Source organism: Alloyangia pacifica (genome assembly GCF_020524285.1).
GTDB lineage: Bacteria > Pseudomonadota > Alphaproteobacteria > Rhodobacterales > Rhodobacteraceae > Salipiger > Salipiger pacificus_B.
Genome location: NZ_JAIVKX010000007.1, coordinates 280,132 through 300,743, shown reverse-complemented (window position 1 = coordinate 300,743; position 20,612 = coordinate 280,132). Strand labels below are relative to the sequence as shown.

The window sequence follows — 20,612 nt, the reverse complement described above, 5'->3', positions numbered from 1 at the left end:
CAGCTTCAGAAGTGTCAGCCGCCGCGGACGATGCGGTTGACGTGGCCCATCTTGCGGCCCAGCTTAGCCTCGGCCTTGCCGTAGAGGTGCAGCGCGGTGTCGGCCTCGCGCAGCAGCTCGGGCACCCGGTCCATGTCGTCGCCGATCAGGTTCTCCATCTGCACGTCCGAGTGCCGCCCGCCGTCGCCCAGCGGCAGTCCCGCGACAGCGCGGATGTGCTGCTCGAACTGGTCCACGCTGCAGCCGTTCTGCGTCCAGTGGCCCGAGTTGTGCACCCGCGGTGCGATCTCGTTGACCACCAGCCCGTCAGCGCAGACGAAGAGCTCCACCCCCATGACGCCGACGTAGTCTAGCGCATTGAGGATGCGGCCGGCCAGCAGGATCGCGTCCTGCCGGTGCGCGGGGGTCAGCCGGGCGGGCACGGTGGTGGTGCGCAGGATGCCGTCGCGGTGCACGTTCTCGCCGGGATCGAAGCAGGCGACCTCGCCATCGACACCGCGCGCCGCGATCACCGAGACCTCGTGGCTGAAGTCGACGAAGCCCTCGAGGATCGCCGGGGCGCCGTTCATCGCCTCGAAGGCATCGGCGGCGTCATCCTTCGACAGGATGCGGGCCTGGCCCTTGCCGTCGTAGCCGAAGCGTCGGGTCTTGAGGATGGCCGGCGCCCCGATCAGTTCGAGCGCATTGTTGAGATCCGCCTCACTGTCGACCGCCGCGAAGGGCGCGGTGCGCAGGCCGAGACCGGCGAGGAATTCCTTTTCCGTCATCCGATCCTGGCTGACGCGCAGCGCCTCGCGGCCGGGGCGGATCGGGCGCAGCGCCTGCAGCGTGTCGAGCGCCTCGGTGGGGATGTTCTCGAACTCGTAGGTCACAACGTCCACCGACTCGGCGAAGCGGGTCAGCGCGGGCTTGTCGTCATAGGAGGCGGTGGTCACCGCGTGGGCGACGTGGCCGGCGGGCGGCTCGGCGCCCGGCTCGAAGATATGCGTGCGGTAGCCGAGGCGGCTGGCGGCCACGGAAAGCATCCGTCCCAGCTGTCCGCCGCCGAGAATGCCGATGGTTGCACCTTGGGGAAGAGCGTCAGACATGGGGGCCTCCGGGACTGGATCGGGTTTCGCCGCTTTTCCTGCGGATTGGCGCGGCTTGCAACACCCCTTTGTGTGGCGCGGTGGCGGAGTGCGCCCATGAGACCTCACCAGACGCAGCTTCCCGAGCCGGGGACGCTGGTCCGTCAGGTGGCGCTGCGACGATTCCGGTAGGCGATTTGCGGCGGCCAAGTCCGCGTGACGCTGTTCTCCGGAGCCCCGAGACAAAAGCGCCAGCGCGTTGCGGCGGCGGCGTCCATCGGGCTCGCACCGTAGGTGCCACGATGGACGACCACTCGCCCGGCAGCCTTCGGCCTTGCCCCGGGCCAAGAGGCGGCGAGGTCAGTCCCGCACGGGCTCGTCGGGGATCGAGTCCGACAGCGCCTGACGCCAGGCGTCGAGCCGCTCTGCCAGCGCCGCATCCTGCAGCGCGAGGATGCCCGCCGCCATCAGGCCGGCGTTGGCCGCGCCAGCCGCGCCGATCGCCATGGTCGCGACCGGGAAGCCGCGCGGCATCTGCAGGATCGAGTAGAGGCTGTCGACGCCCGAGAGCGCCTTGGTCTGCACCGGCACGCCGATCACCGGCACGCGGGTCTTGGAGGCCATCATCCCCGGCAGGTGCGCGGCACCGCCCGCGCCCGCGATGATCACCTGCAGCCCGCGCCCGGCAGCTGCCTTGCCGTAGGTCCAGAGCCGGTCCGGCGTGCGGTGCGCCGAGACGATCTTGACCTCGTAGGCCACGCCCAGCTCGTCGAGCATCTGCGCCGCTTCCTGCATCGTGGGCCAGTCCGACTGGCTGCCCATGATGATGCCGACCTTCACCTGTTCCGTCATGTCCGGGCCTCTTTCGCCTGCTGGATCCGTCTCGTGAGGGCGGCACTATAGCCACGTCGCCCCCCGTGTCCATGGCCCGGTGTCCATGGTATGTCCATGCCGCGACACGGGAATGCGCGCGGGCTGGGCAAGCGGCGAAAAACCCCGGCGTCCCTGCAACTTCCCCGCCCTGCACGTTTGGTCCGGCGCCCGGCCCGTGCCAAGGTAGCGCCATCACCGGCGAAAGGGAGACCGCCATGAAAGTCGGAATCGTGGGTGCGGGCATGGTCGGCTCGGCCGCGGGCTACGCCATTGCCCTGCGCGGCGGCGCGAGCGAGATCGTCCTCGTGGACAAGAGCGAGGCGCTGGCCCGCGCACAGGCCGAGGACATCGCCCATGCGGTGCCCTTCGCCCATCCCTGCCAGGTGCGCTCGGGCGGCTACGAGCGGCTCGAGGGCGCGGCGATCGTGATCCTCGCCGCAGGTGTGGCGCAGAAGCCCGGGGAGAGCCGCCTGAGCCTGCTGTCGCGCAACGCCGAGGTCTTCGCCCAGGTGATCGCGGGCGTGCAGAAGGCGGCCCCAGAGGCGATGCTGCTGGTCGCCTCGAACCCGGTGGACGTGATGACCGAGGTGGCGCTGCGCGCCTCGGGCCTTCCCGCCGGGCAGGTCATCGGCTCGGGCACCATCCTCGACACCGCGCGCTTCCGCTGGCTGCTGGGCGATCACCTCGGCATCGCGGCGCAATCGGTGCACGCCTACGTGCTGGGCGAGCACGGCGACTCGGAGGTGCTCGGCTGGGCCTCGGCCCGCGCCGGGGCGATCACCGTCGGCGAGTTCGCCGAGCAGGTCCATGCGCCGATCACCGAAGACGTCCGCGCCCGCATCGACGAGGCGGTGCGCCGCGCCGCCTATCGCATCATCGAGGGCAAGGGGGCGACCTGGTACGGCATCGGCGCCGGGCTGGCGCGGATCGTGCAGGCGGTGCGCGACGACCAGCGGGCGGTGCTCTCGGTTTCTGTGGTCACGCCGCAGGTGCAGGGGGTCGAGGAGGTGGCGCTCAGCCTGCCCCGCGTGGTCGGCGCGGGCGGGGTGCTGTCGACGCTGACCCCCGATCTCGACCCGTCCGAGGCGGCGGCGCTGCGCGCCTCGGCGGAGATGCTGAAGGAAACCGCGCTGGGTATCCATTAGGGAACTGCGAGGGCCGGACGAGCCCTCCGCAGCTTGTCGAGGGGCCGCGCTCAGGCGCGGCCGTAGGCTTCCGCCATGGCGATCTGCAGCGCCTCTTCGGCGCTCTTGCCGGCCCAGTTGATCAACTGGAAGCAGGGGTAGTAGCGCTCGGAGGTCATTACCGCGGCGCCGATCATCGTATCGATCTGCTCGGCGCTGGCGACCTGGCCGCCGGCGAGCACCAGCCCGTAGCGGTAGACCATCAGCTTGGACTCCGCCCAGTAGCAGAAGGCGCCTGCCCAGCACTGGTCGTTGACCGCGTTGAGCCCCGCGTAGAGCTCGGGCAGCGAGTCCGTCGGCGGCTCCATCTCGAAGCTGCAGATCATCCGCAGCGTCTCGTCGTAGGGCGACCATGCGAGGGTGATCGAATAGGTGCGCCACTGGCCCTCGACCGCCATGGCGATCTGGTCTTCGCCGACGCGGTCGAAATCCCAGTCGTTGGTCTCGGCCAGGGTCTCGACGATGTCGATGGGATGCAGCTCTTCGCTCAGAAAGTCTTCGGACAGTGCCATGCGCCACCTCTTATGGTTGTAGCTTCGGGGCTTGGCAGCGCCCCGGATGCTAGGTGCCTGCTCGTAGAGATGTTGGGGGTAAGCCCTCGTCTCTTACCATATATCGTGCCTGTGGCTGGCACCTTCTGTAAAGCGAAATATTAGAGACACACCCAATAACTTGTGGAGTGATCTGTTATTTAATCAAGATGCAGATTCCTCCCGTTGTGGGCAACTCCGGGGAGTCTGCAGGGGGCCGGACTCAAGGTTTCGAGTCTTTTCAGCAACCTGAGTCGCGCAGAGGGGCTGTGGATAAAATTGGAAAAAGGCGTGCGCACTCCGGGAAAATTCCGACGGCCAACACGGCCTGAATTGCCCCTGTGGGGCCGCGCATGTGCGGCGTTGGCGCTCCGAGACCCGGAAAACTGCCGCTCTCTGGGGAATGTCCCGAAATCTGACCCTGCGTCAGGACATCGCCGCAGGGCCGTCGCAGGCGGCGAGCACGGGCCGCGCGGCATCGGCGGGCACCACGGTGAAGTGCTGCTCCAGCAACCGCTCGCCGCCGGCCTCCAGCGCCATCGTCCAGTCGCCCTCGACCATCTCGTAGGCATATTCGAAGGTGAAGAGGCTCAGGCTCGGCGCGCCGGGCGCGGCGCCGGTGCTCCAGCTTTCGACCTCGACCCCGCGCGCGCCCATCGGCGGATGGGTGACGATCACCCGCAGCGCCAGCGGCGCCGCGCTCTCGGCCAGCGTGAAGCGGATGCCGAAGCTGATCCCCAGCGCGGCGGGGACCACCTCGGTAGCGACATCGACGCGTCGCCCTGGCTCGATGAGGTTGATGATCCCCTGCTCGGTCTCGGGCGCCGGGCGGGCGCCCTCGGTGGTGACCTGGCAGATTACCCCGCGCTCGATCAGCAGCACCGGCGGCTCGGCAAAAGAAAGGCCGGACCCCGCGAGAGCGGGTCCGGCCAGCATCATGAGGATCGCTGCGAGGCGCATCAGCCGATCGCGGCGGCTTTCACGTCCTCGTCGATGTAGGGCACGTATTGCGCGAAGTTCTCGGCGAACATGTTCACCAGCTTCTGCGCCTGCGCATCGAAGGCGTCCTTATCCGACCAGGTGCGGCGCGGATCGAGCAGCAGCTCGGGCACGCCCTCGACCGAGACCGGCACCTCGAAGCCGAAGTTCGGATCCTTGCGGAACTCGACCTTCGCCAGCGAGCCGTTCAGCGCCGAGTGCAGCAGCGAGCGGGTTGCCTTGATCGGCATGCGGTGGCCGGTGCCATAGGCGCCGCCGGTCCAGCCGGTGTTTACCAGCCAGCAGGTCGCGCCGTGCTTGGCGATCTTGTCGCGCAGCAGGTTGCCGTAGACTTCCGGGCGCAGCGGCATGAAGGGCGCGCCGAAGCAGGTCGAGAAGGTCGGCTGCGGCTCGGTCACGCCACGCTCGGTGCCCGCCACCTTCGAGGTGAAGCCCGACAGGAAGTGGTACATCGCCTGCGCCGGGGTCAGCCGCGCGATCGGCGGCAGGACACCGAAGGCGTCGCAGGTCAGCATGATGATGTTCTTGGGGTGACCGCCGAGCGCGGTGGACGACGCGTTCGAGATGTACTCGAGCGGGTAGGCGCAGCGCATGTTGGCGGTCAGGCTGTCGTCCTCGAAGTCGAGCTCGAAGGTCTCCTCGTCGAAGACCATGTTCTCGATCACCGTGCCGAATTTCGAGGTGGTCGCGTAGATCTCGGGCTCCGCCTCGGCCGACAGGTTGATCGTCTTGGCGTAGCAGCCGCCCTCGAAGTTGAACGTGCCGCGGTCGGACCAGCCATGCTCGTCATCGCCGATCAGCACGCGCTCGGGATCGGCCGAGAGGGTGGTCTTGCCGGTGCCGGACAGGCCGAAGAAGACGGCGGTGTCGACCGGGTTGTTCGGCGCGTGGTTGGCCGAGCAGTGCATCGCCATGATGCCCTTCAGCGGCAGCATGTAGTTCAGCAGGGTGAAGACCGACTTCTTGTTCTCGCCGGCATATTCGGTGCCGCCGATGAGGATGGTCTTCTTGTCGAAGTTCAGCGCGATGACGGTGTCGCTGCGGCAGTCGTGCTTCTTCGGGTCGGCCTTGAAGCTCGGGCAGTTGATGATGGTGAAATCTGCCAGGAACTCGTCGAGCTGCTCGCGCTCGGGGCGGCGCAGCATGTGGCGGATGAACAGGCCGTGCCAGGCCAGCTCGGTCACCATGCGCACCTTGATCGAATGCGCCGGATCCGCACCGCCGACGAGGTCCTGGACGTAATAGTCCTTGCCCTTCATGTGCTCGAGCATGTCGGCATGCAGCGCGTCGAAACCCTCGGGCGACATGGCGCGGTTGTTTTCCCACCAGATGTTGTCTTCCACCGAGGGGGTCTTCACCACGTGCTTGTCCTGCGGCGAACGGCCGGTGAACTTGCCGGTGGTCACGTAGAAGGCACCGCCCTTGCCCAGCGTGCCCTCGCCGCGCTTCAGGGCGGCCTCGATCAGCGCGGGCTCCATAAGATTGTAATAGACATTGCCCAGCCCTTCGATCCCCTGATCTTCAAGCCGGAATTGCGGGTTCACCCGTCCAAATGTCATCTGCCAAGCTCCTGTAGCCGCACGTCCGGGCGGCGGTAGTCATTGGGGCGGCAAAAGCGCTGCCGTCCACCGGCAGCGCCCGCCACCGGTATCAGAGCCTTTAACATGCGAGGATCGGACAAGAACAGAAGGCATCCAAGGAGTTAGCGCAACCAATGCGGCTTTAGCGTTAGCACCCTTCCCGGCTAGCGTTACCATAGGTCACGGTTCTTGCAACTTGTGCTAGCAAGGTGAGGCATTTTAGCCATTCCTTACCTTATCTGCGCTGCAATTAAGTCGCAGCTGTGTACTGATTCGCGGTATGGGATTGTTGATGAATCCGAAACTTCGCATACTTGCCGGAAAAAGAAGGCATAACAGAGCAGTACAAGGATGAAGTGCTATGTCTAAAATCGCCCTGGTGGACGATGACAGGAACATCCTGACATCCGTGTCCATGACACTCGAGGCGGAAGGGTTCGAGGTTGAAACTTACAATGACGGGCAGTCTGCGCTGGATGCGTTCAGCAAGAAGATGCCCGACATGGCCGTTTTCGACATCAAGATGCCGCGGATGGACGGGATGGATCTCCTGCAGCGTGTGCGCCAGAAATCGCGCATGCCGGTGATCTTCCTGACCTCCAAGGACGACGAGATCGACGAGGTGCTCGGCCTGCGCATGGGCGCGGACGACTACGTCAAGAAGCCGTTCAGCCAGCGCCTGCTGGTCGAGCGGATCCGCGCGCTCCTGCGCCGTCAGGAAGCTCAGGCTGGTGAAGTGGTTGGGGATACCGAAGACACCAAGCTGATGACCCGCGGCTCGCTCACCATGGATCCGCTGCGCCACGCGGTGAGCTGGAAGGGCAAGGATGTCTCGCTCACGGTCACCGAATTCCTACTGCTGCAGGCCCTGGCCCAGCGGCCCGGCTTCGTGAAATCGCGCGACCAGCTGATGGACGTGGCCTACGACGATCAGGTCTATGTCGACGACCGTACCATCGACAGCCACATCAAGCGCCTGCGCAAGAAGATGCGGACCGTGGACGAGGATTTCTCGGCCATCGAAACGCTGTACGGCATCGGGTATCGTTACAACGAAGAGTAAGCGATGGCCCTGGCCGAAAGGATCTCGATGCGCGACGACGAGTCGGGCGACAGGCAGGATGCAGATGTTGTTCTGGGCGATGACTGGATCGCGCCCGACAGCACCGTGGAAAAGGAACTGCGCGACAGCCGTGCGCGGCGTTCGCTGTTTTCCCTGAATCGCTCTCCCCTCACGCGGAAGATCATCACGTTCAACCTGATCGCGTTGAACGTGCTGGCTGCTGGCATCCTGTGGCTGAATTCCTCGCGCGATACGCTGGCGCAGCAGCGCGCCGATGCGACCCTTGCGCAGGCCGAGCTGGTCGCCGACGTCTTCGAGATGCAACTGGGGGCCGATGCGCCGGTCAGCCTCGGCGCGCCCGGCGGGCTCGATGTTGCCGCGACCCTCGACAGCCTCACCCTGCGCCGCGGCACCGACGTGCTGATCTTCGACACGGCCAATGCCCTCGTTGGCGAGGCCAGCGCCCCCCCGGCCCTGCCCGACGGCCCCTCCGGCCGCGAGACGATGATCTCGACCTTCCTCGGCGAGCTCTGGCAGGGCATTTCCGGCATCTTCGCCTATTTCCAGAACACCGAGGCCCTGGGGCTCGAGGACCGGCTGCGCCAGCAGATCGAGGCGGGCGATCCGGCAACCGCGCGTATCCTCGCCGGTACCGGCGAGACCGGCGAGACGCTGTTCACCGCCTTCGCGCCGATCCGGCAGGGCCCCAGCGTCATCGGCAGCGTGGCACTTGTCGCCGCCGCGCCCGAGATCGACCTCGCGGTCAGCGCCGAGCGCGAACGCGTGCTGCAGATGTTCGTCATTGCCACGCTGGTGTCGATCGGCCTGAGCCTCGTACTGGCTTCGACCATCGCCAACCCGATCTCCGACCTTGCCGACGCCGCCGAGATCGGCCGCGACCGCAACAAGTCGCAGGGCAATTCGCGCCGGATCCGCATCCCCGACCTGACCGCCCGCCCCGACGAGATCGGCCGCCTGTCGGGCGCGCTGCGCGGCATGGTCGCGGCGCTCTACGACCGGATCGACGCCAACGAGCAGTTCGCCGCGGACGTGGCGCATGAGATCAAAAACCCGCTCGCCAGCCTGCGCTCGGCCATCGGCAGCCTGCGCATCGTCAAGAAGGACGAGCACCGCGACAAGCTGCTCAACGTGATCGAGCACGACGTGCGCCGCCTCGACCGTCTGGTCTCGGACATCTCCAACGCCTCGCGGCTCGACTCCGAGCTGGTCAAGGAAGAGGAGCAGGAGTTCAACCTGCTCGAGATGCTCGGCAACCTCGGCCAGTTCCTCGGCGAGGACGCCCGCAAGAAGGGCATCGAGTTCATCACCGACCTGCCCGAGAAGCCGATCAAGATCAACGGGCTGGAGCCGCGGCTCGCGCAGGTCTTCGTCAACCTGATCACCAACGCCATCTCCTTCTGCGAGGATGGCGACGCGATCCGCGTCTGGGCCCGCCGCCGCGACAACCGCGTGCTGGTGGTGGTCGAGGACACCGGCCCCGGCATCCCCGAAGAGGCGCTGCAGAAGATCTTCAAGCGCTTCTACTCGCAGCGCCCCGAGAACGATTTCGGCAACAACTCCGGTCTCGGCCTCGCCATCTCCAAGCAGATCGTCGAGGCGCATGGCGGGGTGATCTGGGCCGAGAACATCCGCCCGACAGAGGCCGACATCACCTCCGAGCCGCTCGGCGCCCGCTTCGTCGTCGGCCTGCCGATCTGATCCGATGACCGCCCCGGACCCGCTGATCCTGCACGCCACCGCGGTGGCGGTGAACGGGCGCGCGCTGGTGATCCGCGGGGCCTCGGGCGCCGGAAAATCCGGCCTCGCGCTCGAGATGATGGCCCGCGGCGCGCAGCTTGTGGCAGACGACCGCGTCGTGCTGACCCTCGAGGGAAACACGCTCTGGGCCAGCCCCCCTGCCCCGCTTGCCGGGCTGATCGAGGCGCGCGGGCTGGGGCTGCTGCAGGCCGACCACCTGCCCCGCGCCGAGGTGGCGGCGGTGCTCGACCTCGACACGCCCGAAACCGACCGCCTGCCGCAGCCCCGCGAGATCATGCTGCAGTCGCGAAATCTCCCCTTGCTTCACAATGCCGCGCATCCCTATTTTCCCGCAGCGCTCGTTCAATATCTGAAGGGTGCCAGAAGGGATCCGAAGGATGGATGACTCACCGAAAGGACCCCAGCATGTCGTGCTGGTCACCGGCCCCTCGGGCGCCGGGCGCTCCACCGCAATCAACGCGCTGGAGGATTTCGGATTCGAGGCGATCGACAACATCCCGCTGGGGCTGATCCCGCGGCTCCTCGAGGGCCCCGCGCTGGACCGCCCGCTGGCGCTTGGCGTGGACATCCGCAACCGCGACTTCACCGTCGAGGGGCTGCTCTCGCTGCAATCCTCGCTGACGCAGCAGCCCGAGGTCGCCCCGCAGCTGCTCTACCTCGACGCCGCGCCGACCGTGCTCGCGCGGCGCTATTCCGAGACCCGCCGCCGCCATCCCCTCGCCCCCGACAGCGCCTATACCGAGGGCATCACCCGCGAACTGGCGCTGCTAGAACGGGCCCGCGCCGCCGCCGACATCCTGATCGACACCTCCGAGCTGAGCCCGCACGAGCTGCGCGCCCAGCTTGCCACCTGGTTTGCCGCCGAGCAGGCACAGCAGCTGGCGGTCTCGGTCGAGAGCTTCTCCTACAAGCGCGGCCTGCCTCAGGGGCTAGACACGGTTTTCGACTGCCGCTTCCTCGACAACCCGCATTGGGTGCCCGAGCTGCGCGGGCTGACCGGGCTCGACGCCCCGGTGCAGGCCCATGTGCGGGCCGACGCACGTTTCGACGCATTCGTGCAGAAGGTGATCGACCTCGCGCTCTTTCTCCTTCCGGCCTGTACGGACGAGGGCAAGGCGCATCTGTCCTTCGGCTTCGGCTGTACAGGTGGGCAACACCGTTCCGTCACCGTAACCGAAACCGTCGCGCGTGCCCTTGCAGACCAGGGCTGGCAGGTGTCAACTAGGCACCGAGAACTGGAACGCCGCGGCCAAGCCGCCAAGGGCGTGGCAACTGGACAGGACGAGAGGTCGCAGGCGTGATCGGTATCGTGATCGTGGCGCATGGTGGGCTGGCAAAGGAATACCTTTCGGCCGTGGAACACGTGGTCGGGGCGCAGCCCGGAATCATGGCGATCTCCATCGAGGCCGAACATGACCGCGCCAAGAAGCAATCCGAGATCTGCGCCGCCGCGGACAGCGTCGACACCGGCGACGGCGTCGTGCTGGTGACCGATCTCTTCGGCGGCTCGCCGTCGAACCTCAGCCTGCTCGCCTGCCAGCCAGAGAACCGTCGCATCCTCTACGGCATGAACCTGCCGATGCTGATCAAGCTCGCCAAGACACGGCAGCTGCCGGTGCCCGACGCGGTGCGCGGCGCGCTCGAGGCGGGCCGCAAGTATATTGACAGCCAGAACGTCAGGCCCGACCCGGTCTGACCCCGCGCCACGCTGCGCGAGATGGCCCCGAAACCAAGAGATTGAAGATGAGTGATACCTCTGTTCGCCGCGTGCTGAACATCGTCAACGAAAAGGGGCTGCACGCCCGTGCCTCGGCCAAGCTGGTCGAGGTGGTCGAGGGCTTCGATGCCCATGCCGAAGTGTCCAAGGACGGGATGAGCGCCGGCGGCGACAGCATCATGGGGCTTTTGATGTTGGCAGCTTCCAAGGGAAGCTCTATTGAAGTCGAAACTTCGGGCCCCGACGCCAAGGCGCTCGCCGATGCGCTAGAGGCTCTGGTTGCCAACCGCTTCGGCGAAGACAACTGACGCCCGGATGGGTGCATGACAAAGCAGGGTAGGCACATGCTTGACAGCTTTGACGCCCCCGCCGAGGAGGGCACCGCCCCGGCGCGGCCTGCGGCCTCCCCGCCGGCGCCCTACGACAAGCGCAAGCTCAGCTACGCCAACACCTTCACCAACCCGTGGAAGGCCAATACCATCCGCGCGCTGGAATGGATGACCGGGAAGATCCCGCTGATCCGCCTCGTGCGCCGCTTCGAGCACGCCGGCGTGCCCGAGGGGCAGGCCTTCTGGGCGCAGGCGCTGCGGATGATGCGCATCGAGCTGCAGACCCCGGCCGAGCAGATCGCGCGGATTCCCGCGGACGGCCCGGTGATCGTCGTTGCCAACCACCCGCACGGGCTGGTCGACGGCATGGTGCTCGCCGAGCTGATCGGCCGGGTGCGCACCGACTACCGCATCCTCACCCGCTCGCTGCTGACCGGGGTGCAGGAGATCGCCGACTTCATGATCCCCGTGCCCTTCCCGCACGAGGAAACCGCGCGCGAGCAGAGCCTCGAAATGCGCGCCACCGCCATGGACCACCTCAAGAACGGCGGCGTCATCGCGCTCTTCCCCTCGGGGGTCGTGGCCTCCTCGGAGACGATGTTCGGCAATGCCATCGAGGCGGTGTGGAACCCGTTCACCGCCAAGATGATCCAGCGCTCCGGCGCCACGGTGGTGCCGATCTACTTCCCCGGCCAGAACAGCCGCGCCTACCAGATGGCCAACCGCATCTCGCCGACGCTACGCCAGGGCCTGCTGATCCACGAGGTGATCCACGCCTGCGGCCGGCCGCAGAAACCCGTGGTCGGCCCGGCGATCAGCCCCGAGGAGGTGCGCGGCTGGAACGGCAACCAGCGCGAGTTCGTCGCCTGGCTGCGCGAGAAGACGCTGGCGCTGAAGGGCTAGCATGCACGAAGGGGGCGCTGCCCCCTTCGGCGCTGCGCGCCTCACCCCCGGGATATTTGCACCTAGAAGAAACGCGCGGCCGGGCGCCGCGCCTCAGCGCGTCGGGACGGGCTCGTCGCCGCGGTAGTCGTAGAAGCCGCGCTTGGTCTTGCGGCCGAGCCAGCCGGCCTCGACATACTTGGTGAGCAGCGGACAGGGGCGGTACTTGGTGTCCGCCAGACCGTCGTGCAGCACGTTCATGATCGCGAGGCAGGTGTCGAGACCGATGAAATCCGCCAGCTCCAGCGGGCCCATCGGATGGTTCGCCCCGAGCTTCATCGCCATGTCGATCGAGCGCACGTTGCCGACGCCCTCGTAGAGCGTGTAGACCGCCTCGTTGATCATCGGCACCAGGATGCGGTTGACGATGAAGGCCGGGAAATCCTCGGCCGAGGCGGCGGTCTTGCCGAGGTTCTCGACCACCTTGAGGCAGGCCCGGTAGGTCGGCTCGTCGGTGGCGATGCCGCGGATCAGCTCGACCAGCTGCATCACCGGCACCGGGTTCATGAAGTGGAAGCCGAGGAACTTCTCGGGCCGGTCGGTGCGCGAGGCGAGCCGGGTGATCGAGATCGACGAGGTGTTCGAGGTCAGGATCGTGTGCGGCAGCAGGTGCGGCACCAGCCCCTCGAAGATCTTGGTCTTCACCGCTTCCTGCTCGGTGGCGGCCTCGATCACCAGGTCGGTATGGGCGATCTCGATCGTGTCGAGCGTGGTGGAAATCTTCGCCAGCGCGGTGTCGCGCGCCTCGCCCGAGATCTTCTCGCGGCTGACCTGGCGGTCGAGGTTGCGGGTGATCAGCTCCACGGCGGCGTCCAGCGCCTCCTGGCTGACATCCGACAGGCGCACCTCGTAGCCCGCAAGCGCCATGACATGGGCGATGCCATTGCCCATCTGGCCCGCGCCGATGACACCGATGCTCTTGATTTCCATGGGCCCTATCCTGCTCTGATGCGCGGCAACCTTATGCGCCCGCCCGGCCCCGCCGCAAGCGGTGGCCCGGCAATTTTTGCACGGATTTTCGCATTAGCGAATTGTTGGGGCGCGATGCTGATCCTGACACCGGGTGAATGGGAATCAGATTGGGGGGGCGTCATGTCCGTTGCCGGATCCTTTCAGGGTGCGCTGGAGTATCTTCCGTGCCGATATGGCAAGTCGCGGCTGCTGTTCCGCGGGCCCAAACGCGGGCTCGACGGGCGCTACGTCGCCTTTCTGGGCGGGGCGGAGACCTTCGGGCGCTTCGTCGAAACCCCCTTTCCGGCGCTGGTCGAAACCGCGCTGGATGCCACCCGCGAGGACGCGGCGGCCCCTGCCCTGCCCAGCGTCAACCTCGGCGTGGTGAACGCCGGGATCGATCTCTATCTCGGCGATCCGGCGGTGCTGAGCCTCGCGGCCCGCGCCGAGCTCTGCGTCATCCAGGTGATGGGGGCCCAGAACATGTCGAACCGCTACTACGGCGTGCATCCACGGCGCAACGACCGCTTCCTGCACGCCTCGGACCGGCTGCAGCAGCTCTTCCCCGAGGTCGATTTCACCGAGTTCCACTTCACCCTGCACATGCTGGGCCGGCTGCTGGAGGTCTCGCCGGAGCGCTTTGCCGAGGTCACCGCCGAGCTGCGCCTTGCCTGGGTGGCCCGGATGAAGCAGCTGCTGACCCTGCTCGGCGGGCGCGCGGTGCTGCTCTGGGCCGCCGGCCACCTGCCGCCCGACACCCATGTGAACGCGCTCGCCCCGGCGCCGCTCTTCATCGAGCGCGGGATGATCGAGGCCCTGCGCCCGCGCGTGGCCGCAGTGATCGACCGGCCGCTTTCCGACGCCAGCCTGCAGACCGGGACCGAAGGCATGGTCTTTGCCGATTTCGAGGCCGCCGCGGCCGCCGAGGCCCTGAGCCCCGCCGCCCATCAGGAGATCGCCGCCGCGCTGATCCCGGTGCTCGAGCGGACCCTGCGCTGAAGGCATCTCCCGCGGCAGCTCTCTTCAAAGAGAGGCGCAAGGTCTTTCGAAGGGCCTTGGCGCCGCGCGACGTTTGGCCGTCTTCCTGCTGTCATGCGTGCCCCGCACAGTGGCTATGACATTGCGCCGATTTGCGCCTGATCAAGGCAGGCGCCGCGCCCGCGCGTCATTGGAGAGTTCATGAAACACGCCGCCCTCCCCTCCCCCGCCGACCCCGCGCCCGACTCCAGCGATCGCCATGGCGGCATCGACCGCGCCTTCCATGCGGCCATCGGAAATTTCACCGGCGGGCTGTCGCCCATGGCGCTGGCCACCGCCTGGTTCGACTGGGCCGTGCACCTGGCGGGCTCGCCGGCGAAACAGGCGATGCTGCACGAGGAGGCCGTTGCCGGCGCGGCGCGCATGGCGCAGAACGCGGTCGGCTGCTGCCTCGGGACCGCGCCCTTCGCCCACGCGCGGCTGCAGGAGGACCGGCGCTTCAACGATCCCGAATGGCAGCACTGGCCCTTCGACCTCACCGCGCGCTGCTTCCAGCTCACCGAGGCCTGGTGGGACAGCGCGACCCGGGACGTGCAGGGTATGAACCCGCGCCACGCGCAGCTGACCAATTTCGCCGCCCGCCAGCTGCTCGATGCCGTGGCGCCCTCGAACTTCGCCCCGACCAACCCGGTGGTGATCAAGCGCACGCAGGAGGAGCACGGCGCCAACCTGATGCGCGGGCTGCACAATTACCTGGAGGACCTCGCCCAGTTGGCGCAGGGCGGCACGCCCGACACCGGCGACTACAAGGTCGGCGAGACCCTCGCCGCCACCCCCGGCGAGGTGGTCCACCGCACGCCGCTGATGGAGCTGATCCGATACACGCCGGTCACCGAGACGGTGCAGGCCGAGCCGCTGCTGATCGTCCCGGCCTGGATCATGAAATACTACATCCTCGATCTCTCCGAGCGGAATTCGATGGTGCGCCACCTGACCGAGCAGGGCTTCGAGGTCTACATGATCTCCTGGCTCAACCCCGGCGAGGGCGAGGCACAGATGGGGCTGGAGGATTACCTCACCCAGGGCATCTTCGCGGCGATGGACACCATCGAGCGCGCGGTGCCCGGCACCAAGGTGCATGCGGCGGGCTACTGCCTCGGTGGCACGCTGCTGTCGATCGCCGCCGCGACGCTGGCGCGCGAGGGGCGGCACGACCGGCTGGCCTCGCTCACCCTGCTGGCGGCGCAGGTGGATTTCACCGAGGCGGGAGAGATCACCCTGTTCATCGACGACAGCCAGGTCGCCTTCCTCGAGGACATCATGGCGCAGCAGGGCTACCTGCGCTCCGACCAGATGGCCGGCGCCTTCCAGATGCTGCGTTCGGTCGACCTGATCTGGTCGCGCACCATCCGCGAGTACCTGCTGGGCGAGCGCGCGGCGATGATCGACCTCGTCGCCTGGAACGCCGACACCACGCGCATGCCGGCAAAGATGCATTCCGAGTACCTGCGCCAGCTCTTCCTGCGCAACCGGTTGGCGCTGGGAACCTTCGAGATCGGTGACGATCCGGTCGCACTCGCCGACATCCGCCTGCCGGTTTTCGCCGTCGGCACCGAAAGGGACCACATCGCCCCCTGGCCCTCGGTCTGGAAGATCGGGCGGTTCGTCAACGGGCCGGTGACCTTCGTACTGACCAGCGGCGGGCACAACGCTGGGATCGTCTCGGAGCCAGGCCACCCGCGCCGCCACTACCGCATCGGCCCGGTGCCGCTGCACGCCGCCGACCACGAGGACTGGGTCGCGGCAACGCCGGTGCAGGACGGGTCGTGGTGGCTGGAATGGACCCGCTGGCTGAACGCGCAGGCCAAGGGAGACGCGCGCGCGGCGCAAAAAGATGCCCTGCCCTCGCTGGGCGCCGCGCCGGGCAGCTACGTTTTCGGCTGAGCGGCAACGCCCGCGGCGCCCAGTTCGGAGCCGCGGGCGCATGTTCTGGAAGTCAGGGCTGACCGGGGAAGAACGGCAGCTTGCCGCCCAGCTCGGCGAGCCGGCCCCAATGGGCGCGGTAATCCTCGCTGGCCTTCTGGAAGAAGGCGCTCTGGATGTGGATCAGCTCGGCGGGCGACTTGCAGTGCAGCATCCGGTGCTGTGTCGCCACGTCCTCGCGCACCCGTTCGGCGGTGAAGCTCTGCATCTCGGCGCCGATGTCGAGCATCGTGTCGAGCATGGCGGTCGCGGCATAGGGCTCGAGATTCCAGCTCATGCGGAAACTGCCCTCGGCCGGCGCCTCGGCCTTGGCGGGCGCAGCCGTGGCGGGCGCAGGTTTGGCGGCAGCGGGCTTGGCGGCCGACTTCGGGGCCGGTTTGGCGGCGGGCTTTGCCGCAGCCGGTTTCGGCGCGGCGGCCCTGGGCGCGGGTTTTGCCGCGGGCTTGCTCGATTCGGCGGGTTTCGCGGCGCTGCGGCGCGGCGTGGCGCGCGGTTTCGGCGCGGGTTTCTCGGGCGCCGGGGCGGCGGCTTCCACCGGCGCGGGAGCCGGTGTCTTCGGCGTCTCGGGGGCCGGCGCGGGCGCGGCCTCGGTCACCTCAGGTGTTTCTTTTGTCACGGAAGTTGCGGCACTGACCGGGCTCACCTCCGCGGGTTTCACCGGCGTGCGGCGGCGGGTGGCAGTGCCCCGCGACGAACTCGTCTGGCCACGCGTGGAGGTCTTGCGGGGGGTCGGCTTATCCATGTCTGGGCTCCTTCCAAGCAGGATAGTACTGCCCCACCCTTACCACAGGTCAGGCGCGAGCGGGACGCTGCACGCCCCGCCCACGGTCAATTTGTCACAGGCTGCTCTGCAATGCAGCAATGCTCTCCCGCAGGATGTCCGCAACCCGGTCGATCATCGCGTCGTCCATGATCAGCGTCGGCGACAGGATCAGGATATTGCCCAGCGGCCGCGCGATCAGCCCGCGCTTCTGCGCCTCGCGCGCGACCCGCAGACCGATCAGATCCTCGGGGGCGAAGGGGGTCTTGCTCGCCTTGTCCTTCACGAACTCGATGCCGATCATGAAGTGGCTGCCGCGCACCTCGCCGACCACGTCGAACTCTTCGAGCTGGCGCAGCAGCGCCTCGAATTTCTTGCCCGAGGTGCGCACCCGCTGCGGGATCTGCTCGCGTTCCATCAGCGCGATATTGGCCAGCCCCGCGGCGGCGGCGGCCGGGTGGCCCGAGTAGGTCATGCCGTGGAAGAACATGCCGCCGGGGCCCGAGATCACCTCGTGGATCTCGTCCGACATGATGGTGGCCGAGAGCGGCTGATAGCCCGAGGTGAGCCCCTTGGCGGTGTTGATGATGTCGGGCTGCACGCCGAAGACGTCCTTCGAGGCAAAGAAATGTCCGAGCCGGCCAAAGGCGGTCACCACCTCGTCGGTCACGTACTTGATGTCATGGGCGCGGCAGATCGCGGCCATCTCGGCGTGGTAGCCCTCGGGCGGGACGATGACGCCGCCCGCGCCCATGATCGGCTCGGCGATCATGCAGGCGATGGTCTCGGCACCGTAGTGCTGAATGGTGTCCAGCAGGTCCTGCTTCAGCGCGCCGAGGAACTCCTCCTCGGTCATCTCGCCGCCCTCGCGCCAGTGGTGCGGGCAGCGCAGGTGGTGAACGACCCCGTCCGACTTGTCCCAGCCCTCGGAGTAGCCCGGCGTGGTCATCGCCACCGCGAGGTTGGTGGAGCCGTGGTAGGCGCCGTGGCGCGACAGGATGCGCTTCTTCTGCGGCTGGCCGAGGCGGTTGTAGTAATGGTGCAGGATGCGGATCGCGGTCTCGTTGGCCACCGAGCCGGAGTTGCCGAAGTGCACCTTGTTGAGATTGCCCGGCGCCAGCTCGGCCAGCTTCACCGCCAGCGCCGCGGCGGCGGGATGGGTAAAGTTGTAGAACGTCGAGTAGAAGTCGAGCGTGTCGAGCTGCTGCTTGATCGCGTCGATGATCTCGGTGCGGCGGTGGCCGGCGTTGACGCACCACAGCCCGCCGATGCCGTCGATCAGCTCGTTGCCCTCGCTGTCGCGCACCATGGCGCCCTCGGCGCTGACGATGACCGTGCGCGCGCCAGATTGCTTGAGCGCATTCAGATCCGCCCAGCTCTGCACGAGGTTGGTGTCGGCGGTCAGCACGCCATCGGTGGAAGTGTCGAGATCGAGAGCCATGGGTCAGACGTCCCTGTAGTCCTGGAGTTGGGTGGAGCGGAGCTCGGGCGCCACGGGCGCGCCGACCTCGGCGATGAGAAGCGTCTCGCCGGTCCCGGCCTTCGCGATGAGGCGGGCATCGGGGGACACGATGACGGAGCCGCCGCCGAACAGGAGCCCGGCGTCGGTGTCACAGAAATTGGCATAGGCGATGGTCACGTCCGATTCCGCCGCCCGTGCGGGCACGAAGACGTTGGACACATGCTCGAAGCCTGCCGGGTTGGCGGTGGGCACGAGGATCAGCTCGGCGCCGCGTTCGGCGAGCGCCTTCACGTGCGGCGCGAACTCGACGTCGTAGCAGATCAGCATCGCGGCGGTCATGCCCTCGAGCTCGAACACGCAATAGGCGTCGCCCGCGGCAAAGCTGGCCTTTTCCATCGGGCCGAAGAGCTGGATCTTGCGGTAATGCCCGACCTCCGCGCCGGTGGCATCCCAGCAGGTGGCGGCGTTGTAGACGGTCTCGCCGTCGCGCTCGGCCCAGCCGAGGCAGAGACCGCAGCCGGCCTCGCGCGCCATGGCCGAAAGTCGCTGGCACCACGGCCCGCCGCGCGGTTGCGACAGGGCGCCGTGCAGCTCGGGCTGGTTGTAGCCGGGCAGAAAGAGCTCGGGCGCGATCAGCAGCCGCGCCCCGGCGGCAGCGGCGGCACGCAGGTTGGCCGCGAGCCGGGCAAAGCCGGCCTCGAGATCATCGCCGACCGGCGGCGCTTGGTAGAGGGCAAGTTTCATCATCTTCAAGCTCTTCATGGTCTGAGAAGGGTCCGGGGTACGGCAGCAAGTTCCTGCGCCGCCTCGATGCAGACGCGGGCACATGCCGGAGGCGTCGCAACGGGTCTGGAAATGGCCGCCATCGATTCTCCTTGCTTATACCCCCGATTTCTCGAAGATCAGGGTATAAATCGGCAAATTTGGGGGTATATACCCCCAAAGAGGTATGATGCAGCAGCAGGCAGGCAGCCCCGAGGTCCAACTCGGCCTAGCGATCAACGCGCTCGGGTCCGAGGCCTTCGCCCCCGCCCTGTCGCGCTGGCTGAGCGAAAGCTACGACATCGACAACACCACGATGCTGGCCTACTTCCAGTCTCGGAAACCGCGGGTCCTGTTCACCCAGTCGCGCGACCCCAAGGTGCACGCGCGCCTCGAAGGCGATTACCTTTCCGGCGCTTACCTGATCGATCCGTTCCACGACCTGCACCTGCGCAAGGTCCCCGCGGGGCTCTACCGGCTGCGCGACATCGCGCCGGACGCCTTTCTGAGACACGAGTACTTCGCCGCCTACTACCGCAGCACCACGCTGATCGACGAGATCGCCTATGTGGCCAATCCGGCCGCGGGCGTCTCGGTCCACGTCTGTCTCGGACGGGACGCCACATCGGGGCGGAGCTTTTCATCGCGGGACATGGAGCGGGCCCGAGCGATCGCCCCGATCGCCTGCGCCCTGTGCGAAAAGCAATGGGGCGGCCTGTCGTCCGCAGGCGCGGACACAAACGCGCCACTCTCCGATAGGCTGATCCGCGCGCTCAGGGACGCCCATGGCATCGGCCTCAGCCCGCGCCAGGCCGAGGTGGCGCTGCTGATCCTGCGCGGGCATTCGACGACCTCCATCGCCCTGCGGCTGGAGATCAGCCCGCAGACGGTGAAGGTCTTCCGCAAGCAGATCTACCGCAAGTGCGCCATCTCCTCGCAGGCCGAGCTCTTCTCGCTGATCCTGCCGCTGCTGACCGAGGGCGCCTGACGCGGCAGGCGGGCAATCGGGCGGGCGATATCAGGCGGGGAACCAGTCGTCCCCGCGGGGACGCATCTGCGGCAGCGCCTGCATGCGCGCGATCCAGCCCGCCATCGCCTCGGAGGGGGCAACCCCGGCCTTGTCCAGCCATTGCATGTAGCCCCAGATGGCGCAGTCGCCGATCCCCGGCGTGTCGCCGTGGAAGAAGCGGCCCTCCCCCAGCAGACGGTCGAAGGTGTCGCGGTCGACCTCATAGCGCCCGGTGAGCCACGCCACGCTGCCGCCAGGGAAGCTGTCCCCGCCGGGACGGCGGGACTCGATGAGCTGCGGCAGACACATGCCGATGCGGTTCGCCTCCCACATCAGCAGTTCGGTGCCGCGGCGCATCCCGGCGGGGCTCTCGCCGCCCAGCACCTGCCAGCGGCGGGCGATCTCAAGCAAGATGGCGCCGGACTGGGTCATCGCCTCGCCCTCGATCACCAGCGCGGGCACCTGCGCCAGCGGGCTTGCGGCGAGGAAAGCCGCGGGGCGTGTCTCGGGCGCGGCCCAGATGTCGACGAAGACCGTCTCATGCGCGATCCCGGCCAGTGCGAGGGCCAGAGCCACCTTGCAGGCGTGGCCGCTGTCTGGGTGTCCGTAGAGGGTGATCTTCGTCATGAGCGCTGTCCCGTGCT

At 67.5% G+C, this 20,612-nt stretch carries 21 protein-coding genes; 11 read left to right on the top strand and 10 right to left on the bottom strand.

Annotated elements, in window-relative coordinates:
* Positions 1-14 precede the first annotated feature (14 nt).
* Both LC039_RS11545 and purE read right to left on the bottom strand, forming a co-directional pair.
* Entirely contained in the window at positions 15-1,088 is a 1,074-nt protein-coding gene (locus tag LC039_RS11545) for a 5-(carboxyamino)imidazole ribonucleotide synthase (protein ID WP_226624283.1), read from the bottom strand.
* Positions 1,089-1,427: 339 nt separating this feature from the next.
* Positions 1,428-1,919: a 5-(carboxyamino)imidazole ribonucleotide mutase gene (gene purE / locus LC039_RS11540; protein ID WP_226624281.1), complete on the bottom strand. Its 492-nt coding sequence runs from the start codon at positions 1,917-1,919 to the stop codon at positions 1,428-1,430.
* Between the two features lie 236 nt (positions 1,920-2,155).
* Here purE and LC039_RS11535 point away from each other — a divergent pair, with 236 nt between their 5' ends.
* Positions 2,156-3,085, top strand: coding sequence for an L-lactate dehydrogenase (locus LC039_RS11535; RefSeq protein WP_226624278.1), 930 nt, complete (start codon positions 2,156-2,158; stop codon positions 3,083-3,085).
* 50 nt (positions 3,086-3,135) lie between these two features.
* Here the strand turns inward: LC039_RS11535 and LC039_RS11530 are convergent, their stop codons facing one another.
* The 3 genes from LC039_RS11530 to LC039_RS11520 form a co-directional block, all read right to left on the bottom strand.
* The gene (locus LC039_RS11530) at positions 3,136-3,636 is read right to left on the bottom strand and encodes a YbjN domain-containing protein (RefSeq protein WP_095882332.1); all 501 of its coding nucleotides are present in this window, start codon (positions 3,634-3,636) and stop codon (positions 3,136-3,138) included.
* Positions 3,637-4,080: 444 nt separating this feature from the next.
* Positions 4,081-4,614, bottom strand: coding sequence for a DUF3859 domain-containing protein (locus tag LC039_RS11525; RefSeq protein ID WP_226624277.1), 534 nt, complete (start codon positions 4,612-4,614; stop codon positions 4,081-4,083).
* Positions 4,614-6,212, bottom strand: coding sequence for a phosphoenolpyruvate carboxykinase (locus LC039_RS11520; protein ID WP_226624276.1), 1,599 nt, complete (start codon positions 6,210-6,212; stop codon positions 4,614-4,616). The genes LC039_RS11525 and LC039_RS11520 overlap by 1 nt, the downstream gene beginning before the upstream one ends.
* A gap of 382 nt (positions 6,213-6,594) precedes the next feature.
* On the opposite strand from LC039_RS11520, the gene LC039_RS11515 reads away from it, so the two are divergent.
* The 7 genes from LC039_RS11515 to LC039_RS11485 are packed head-to-tail and all read left to right on the top strand — an operon-like array spanning position 6,595 to position 12,024.
* Entirely contained in the window at positions 6,595-7,296 is a 702-nt protein-coding gene (locus LC039_RS11515) for a response regulator transcription factor (protein ID WP_092426129.1), read from the top strand.
* Between the two features lie 3 nt (positions 7,297-7,299).
* Complete coding sequence (locus LC039_RS11510; protein WP_226624275.1) at positions 7,300-9,015, top strand: sensor histidine kinase; 1,716 nt, start codon at positions 7,300-7,302, stop codon at positions 9,013-9,015.
* A 4-nt stretch (positions 9,016-9,019) separates the two neighbouring features.
* A complete protein-coding gene (locus LC039_RS11505) occupies positions 9,020-9,460 on the top strand; it encodes an HPr kinase/phosphorylase (RefSeq protein WP_226624274.1) in 441 nt (146 codons plus the stop codon).
* The gene (gene rapZ / locus LC039_RS11500) at positions 9,453-10,376 is read left to right on the top strand and encodes an RNase adapter RapZ (protein WP_226624272.1); all 924 of its coding nucleotides are present in this window, start codon (positions 9,453-9,455) and stop codon (positions 10,374-10,376) included. Before LC039_RS11505 ends, rapZ begins: the two co-directional genes overlap by 8 nt.
* Positions 10,373-10,771, top strand: a complete 399-nt coding sequence (locus LC039_RS11495) for a PTS sugar transporter subunit IIA (RefSeq protein ID WP_226624270.1) — start codon at positions 10,373-10,375, stop codon at positions 10,769-10,771. Before rapZ ends, LC039_RS11495 begins: the two co-directional genes overlap by 4 nt.
* A 47-nt stretch (positions 10,772-10,818) precedes the next feature.
* Positions 10,819-11,100, top strand: coding sequence for an HPr family phosphocarrier protein (locus tag LC039_RS11490; RefSeq protein ID WP_095882339.1), 282 nt, complete (start codon positions 10,819-10,821; stop codon positions 11,098-11,100).
* A gap of 36 nt (positions 11,101-11,136) precedes the next feature.
* Positions 11,137-12,024 (top strand): lysophospholipid acyltransferase family protein, encoded by an 888-nt coding sequence (locus LC039_RS11485; RefSeq protein WP_226624269.1) that lies wholly within the window; start codon positions 11,137-11,139, stop codon positions 12,022-12,024.
* A 93-nt stretch (positions 12,025-12,117) separates the two neighbouring features.
* Here the strand turns inward: LC039_RS11485 and LC039_RS11480 are convergent, their stop codons facing one another.
* Complete coding sequence (locus tag LC039_RS11480; RefSeq protein ID WP_226624268.1) at positions 12,118-12,993, bottom strand: 3-hydroxybutyryl-CoA dehydrogenase; 876 nt, start codon at positions 12,991-12,993, stop codon at positions 12,118-12,120.
* A 162-nt stretch (positions 12,994-13,155) separates the two neighbouring features.
* Between LC039_RS11480 and LC039_RS11475 the strand changes: the two genes are divergently transcribed.
* On the top strand, positions 13,156-14,013 hold the full coding sequence (locus LC039_RS11475; protein WP_226624267.1) for a DUF6473 family protein: 858 nt from the start codon (positions 13,156-13,158) through the stop codon (positions 14,011-14,013).
* A gap of 180 nt (positions 14,014-14,193) precedes the next feature.
* Entirely contained in the window at positions 14,194-15,936 is a 1,743-nt protein-coding gene (locus LC039_RS11470) for a PHA/PHB synthase family protein (protein WP_226624266.1), read from the top strand.
* A 52-nt stretch (positions 15,937-15,988) separates the two neighbouring features.
* Here the strand turns inward: LC039_RS11470 and LC039_RS11465 are convergent, their stop codons facing one another.
* The 3 genes from LC039_RS11465 to LC039_RS11455 form a co-directional block, all read right to left on the bottom strand.
* On the bottom strand, positions 15,989-16,717 hold the full coding sequence (locus tag LC039_RS11465; RefSeq protein WP_226624265.1) for a phasin family protein: 729 nt from the start codon (positions 16,715-16,717) through the stop codon (positions 15,989-15,991).
* A gap of 94 nt (positions 16,718-16,811) precedes the next feature.
* Positions 16,812-18,176, bottom strand: coding sequence for an aminotransferase class III-fold pyridoxal phosphate-dependent enzyme (locus tag LC039_RS11460; protein WP_226624264.1), 1,365 nt, complete (start codon positions 18,174-18,176; stop codon positions 16,812-16,814).
* A 3-nt stretch (positions 18,177-18,179) separates the two neighbouring features.
* Entirely contained in the window at positions 18,180-18,944 is a 765-nt protein-coding gene (locus LC039_RS11455; protein ID WP_319003717.1) for a carbon-nitrogen hydrolase family protein, read from the bottom strand.
* 205 nt (positions 18,945-19,149) lie between these two features.
* Between LC039_RS11455 and LC039_RS11450 the strand changes: the two genes are divergently transcribed.
* Entirely contained in the window at positions 19,150-19,947 is a 798-nt protein-coding gene (locus LC039_RS11450; RefSeq protein WP_226624262.1) for a helix-turn-helix transcriptional regulator, read from the top strand.
* A 30-nt stretch (positions 19,948-19,977) separates the two neighbouring features.
* Here LC039_RS11450 and LC039_RS11445 read toward each other — a convergent pair whose 3' ends face one another.
* Positions 19,978-20,595, bottom strand: coding sequence for a glutathione S-transferase family protein (locus LC039_RS11445; protein WP_226624260.1), 618 nt, complete (start codon positions 20,593-20,595; stop codon positions 19,978-19,980).
* Positions 20,596-20,612 lie beyond the last annotated feature (17 nt).